A 4223-nucleotide genomic window follows, 5' to 3' on the forward strand; every position below is an offset into this window, starting at 1 on the left:
CGCCTCCGGCTCTTCGTGTTTCCTTTATCTCAGTTGGAGCGCTCCAGGCCATACGCCGCTGAACAGGGCGCTTACGCTTTTCTTATCATTTATTTTTTCCTAAAATAAAAATCGGTTCTAATTCCCCATCTTCATAATAGAAGGACAATGCTGTAACTGGCACACGTCCACTCGCAAAAAAGCTCATTGCCATTTGAGCAATGACATCGTAGCCCCTGTCGTTGCGAATATCCGCAATAATTAACACATCCTGATGCGGTACAGCCAGCACCATTCTACCGGTAATCTGCTTCTCGATTTCGTTTAAAAATCCTTTATTTAATATCCTGCTGGCATCATATCCATCATTGGTATTAAGAAAATAAAAGCTGTTCCCGGCAACTTGATCCTCCTTAAGCGATGTTGACAGCGACCGTACATTAAATAAAGCTATTTCCCTAATCCTGCTCGCATCCCATCCCTCTTTTTCCAAAATCCTTGTGTCAATCAAGCGGTAAGTTTTCCCCATGTCATAAGCATAATAAATTTTCGTTTCTGCCGTATGTTCGTCAATCAGGAATGGGATGCCTTCCTCAGCCTCAGTAGGAAAAGATGCAGAGCGGATGACAGGAAAGATTTTTTTCTCGTGATCTGTTAACTGAATAGAATCGTCCATGGCGCGAAGACCCTCTTCGACATAATAGACAATCTCATCAATTGCCTTTTCTTTTTCTATATCCCATTTGGCAAGGATTCCAGGAATCGAAACCGTGATCCCTTTGCCATTTTTTTTACTTTCAAAACGGAGCTGATCTTTTTCACGGTCAAAAGTGATCAATCTCTCTTCCCCAGCTAAGCGCGCCTCTAATTCACGACGCATTTTTTTGCTATCCATTTTCATATGTAACCCACCATTTCTAGGAGTTGTGTATCCTATTGTACATGAAAAAATCCCCCATCTCAAAAGAAAGGGGATTTAGCTTTCAAAATTACTTTAGACCAGAAATGAAGGCCTCGATTTCTTCTTGTGATTTTCGGTCTTTACTGACAAAGCGGCCAAGCTCTTTTCCGTTGTCATAAGCGATAAAACTTGGAATTCCGTAAACGTCTACTTGTTGGCATAAATCAATAAATTGATCACGGTCTACATGGATAAACGTAAATTCAGGAAATTTGGCTTCTATTTCCGGCAGAACAGGTTCGATGAAGCGGCAATCACCGCACCATTTAGCTGAAAACATTAAGATTGTCTTTGATCCGTCACGAAGTTGTTCAAATTGCTCCATTGACTCTAAGTTCTTCAAGGTTAACGCCTCCGATTTGCTTTGTTGTTAGATTCTTCCCAAATCATAGCAGTACTAAAGCTTTTCCGTCCAATGATATGCACCTAGTTTATTATTCCTTCGTTTCTGTTGGATATTCCACGGAATTCACGATTTGCATCATTGTTTTAGAATCTGCATTCATATCACTTGTTTTTATTTGAGTGGTTATTTTAGCACCGCCAACACCGATCGTTACCTCATTCAAGCTATCTTCCTTCAACTGCTTAATGGTCAAAAAGCCAACTTTATTTTCTCTATTAGAAAACTTCTCATTCGTCTCAAGTTTCTTATATTGTTCAACTGTTGATTGATAGACCACCTCGCTTGAGGAAGCTTCTTGCGGATTAATAAATAAAATATAAGTGTCAGAGCCATTTTGTAAAATAATATTATTTAAAGACTGTTCTTTGATGTTATAACCAGAAGGTAGATAAAAGCGGATTTTTCCACTCCTTTTATTGGGCTTGTTCACTTTTTCAGTAAACGTTGTTTTTACGGTATTAATGGTGGCCTTACTTTCTTCTTTAAATGAAGCACTGTTACACGCGCTTAACAATAGAACCGATAGCATGAAAATGATGATAGTTTTGGTGATTTTCAGATTTTCCGCCTCCTTGCAATATGTCCAATGTCCTATCTTTATCATACCTGTCGGAATATTCAAATGACAAGACCTTTGTCGATAATTGCTGTCGAAAAAAATAAATTATCCTCTTTGTTGATTTTGTTGATAGGCAAATTGCCCAACTAATAGCTTTGTCACATGTGTAAACATATCAACGCGATTAATCATACCGTTTGTGAAGATTCCAACGGCCCCTTCGTGTTTCCTCACATTCTTCATTTTGGCGTATTCATCCATAACTGGGCCGAGTTCATCCCCTGCTCTCAGTCTCTCTGCCACCTGTTCTGGAAGAAGAAATCTCGCACCGCCGGCAATAAACGGCTCCATGTTGCGGGTTGCGAGCGCACCCCAATTACAAAGCAGCAACCCGTGGCTTGTTTCATGAACACCACCCTCAAGTCCAATGCCTATATCGCCATTGCCTTCCTTTAACGCGCCCACCGCGCGATTGATAGCTCCTTGGATCGTTTCCTCATCAGAAAATGGCTGTGACTTTACTCCAGAAGGAATATCAATCGAAACAAACTCTGCTTCTTGGTCTGCAAAACCATTTTTCACTGCATTCATTTTAGCTGGATTCTTTGATCCGATGATAATTTTCATGTTAGTGTCCCCTTTTTAAACATCAAAATGGAGGCATGATGAATGCCTCCTCAAAGATTAACTGTTTGATTTAATCGTATCTACTGTTGTTTGGTCACAGGCTTTAACAAGCTTAACCAATAATTCCTTTGCGGCAGCGTAATCGTCCACATGAATAATGGAGGCATGTGTATGGATATAGCGCGAACAAATACCGATAACAGCGCTTGGAATGCCCTCATTGGATAAATGAACACGGCCTGCATCTGTTCCGCCTTGGGAAACGAAATATTGATAGGGAATTTTGTTTGTTTCTGCTGTATCAAGAACAAACTCCCGCATACCGCGATGTGTTACCATGGAACGATCAAGAATACGAAGTAATGTTCCTTTACCTAATTGACCAAATTCATTTTTATCACCGGACATATCATTAGCAGGACTGGCATCCATGGCAAAAAAGATATCAGGCTTAATCATATTGGCTGCCGTCTGTGCACCGCGTAAACCAACTTCCTCTTGAACGGTTGCACCGGAATACAAAATATTGGGCAATGTTTCATCCTTTAATTCTTGGAGTAATTCAATTGCAAGGCCGCAGCCATAACGGTTATCCCATGCCTTTGCCATAATTTTCTTTGGATTTGCCATTGGTATAAATGGACAAATTGGCAAGATTGCTTGACCGGGCTTGATGCCAATCCGCTCCGCATCTTCACGATTATCCGCCCCAATATCGATCAGCATATTTTTTACTTCCATTGGTTTGTTTTTCTTCGATTCATCTAAAAGGTGCGGTGGAATAGAACCCACTACACCAACAACTGGGCCATTCTTCGTCATGACTTGTACACGCTGGGCGAGAAGAACTTGACTCCACCAGCCCCCAAGTGGTTGAAAACGGAGCATCCCATTATCAGTGATGGCCGTTACCATGAAGCCGACTTCATCCATATGACCTGCCGCCATAACGATTGGACCTTGGCCCTTACCTTTTTTTACCCCAAAAATACTGCCTAAGTTATCTTGAATGATTTCATCTGAGTATTGAGATAGTTGTTCTCTCATAAAATTTCTTACTAAATGCTCATTTCCGGGGGCACCGGGCAGTTCAGTTAATGTTTGAAAAAGATTTAAGGTTTGTTCGTTCATGTTCAGGCTCCTTTTAATTTATGAAGTGTATGTATATTCTTTATTTTACAGAAACTACGAAGCCGTTTCCAATAATTCATTTCATGCCCTGTAATAATACCCTCCTGAAGATAAATACGATATACTTAGAAGAGAAATCTTTCCAATTTGGGGGTGTGCTTATGAACTGGAGATCCTTTTTCCTTGGTGCTGCCTTGGGTGTAGTTGGTGGCTATGTAACCAAAGAAATCCTCATTCAAAAAACAAATGTATCACCAGAAAAAGTGTTAGAGCATGTAAAAAGACAATTTAAGCAGAACGAGCCCATCAGTGGCTCATGGATTCATATGATCGCGGAGCCATATGAAAAGCAACAGATCAACTATCAGGTTTACAAAGGCGGTATTTCTAAAAATAAAAACGGAACCAACGAACAATTTGAATTCATCGCCGACGCGCAAACAGGAACGTTATTGGATATTCGTCCATTATAATAAAAGCGTAAGCGCCCTGGTCAGCGGCGTATGGCCTGGAGCGCTCCAACTGAGATAAAGGAAACACGGTGAGCGAAGCGAACCGAT

General features: G+C 40.8%; 6 protein-coding genes. 1 reads left to right on the plus strand and 5 read right to left on the minus strand.

Going from position 1 to position 4223, the window contains the following annotated elements; genetic code table 11:
* Positions 1-85 precede the first annotated feature (85 nt).
* The 5 genes from BABA_RS13830 to BABA_RS13850 all read right to left on the minus strand — a co-directional run bounded on the left by BABA_RS13830 (position 86) and on the right by BABA_RS13850 (position 3663).
* Positions 86-874 carry a DUF1444 domain-containing protein gene (locus BABA_RS13830; RefSeq protein WP_007085818.1) on the minus strand — a complete coding sequence of 263 codons (789 nt, stop codon included), beginning with the start codon at positions 872-874 and terminating at the stop codon, positions 86-88.
* Between the two features lie 94 nt (positions 875-968).
* Complete coding sequence (locus tag BABA_RS13835) at positions 969-1283, minus strand: thioredoxin family protein (RefSeq protein WP_007085819.1); 315 nt, start codon at positions 1281-1283, stop codon at positions 969-971.
* Between the two features lie 91 nt (positions 1284-1374).
* Complete coding sequence (locus BABA_RS13840) at positions 1375-1968, minus strand: hypothetical protein (RefSeq protein WP_007085820.1); 594 nt, start codon at positions 1966-1968, stop codon at positions 1375-1377.
* 42 nt (positions 1969-2010) lie between these two features.
* On the minus strand, positions 2011-2532 hold the full coding sequence (locus BABA_RS13845; protein ID WP_007085821.1) for a DUF84 family protein: 522 nt from the start codon (positions 2530-2532) through the stop codon (positions 2011-2013).
* A gap of 57 nt (positions 2533-2589) precedes the next feature.
* Positions 2590-3663: a M42 family metallopeptidase gene (locus tag BABA_RS13850; protein ID WP_007085822.1), complete on the minus strand. Its 1074-nt coding sequence runs from the start codon at positions 3661-3663 to the stop codon at positions 2590-2592.
* 161 nt (positions 3664-3824) lie between these two features.
* On the opposite strand from BABA_RS13850, the gene BABA_RS13855 reads away from it, so the two are divergent.
* A complete protein-coding gene (locus BABA_RS13855) occupies positions 3825-4136 on the plus strand; it encodes a PepSY domain-containing protein (RefSeq protein WP_007085823.1) in 312 nt (103 codons plus the stop codon).
* Positions 4137-4223: the final 87 nt, after the last annotated feature.

The sequence above is a fragment of the Neobacillus bataviensis LMG 21833 genome (assembly GCF_000307875.1).
Classification (GTDB): Bacteria; Bacillota; Bacilli; order Bacillales; family Cytobacillaceae; genus Neobacillus; species Neobacillus bataviensis.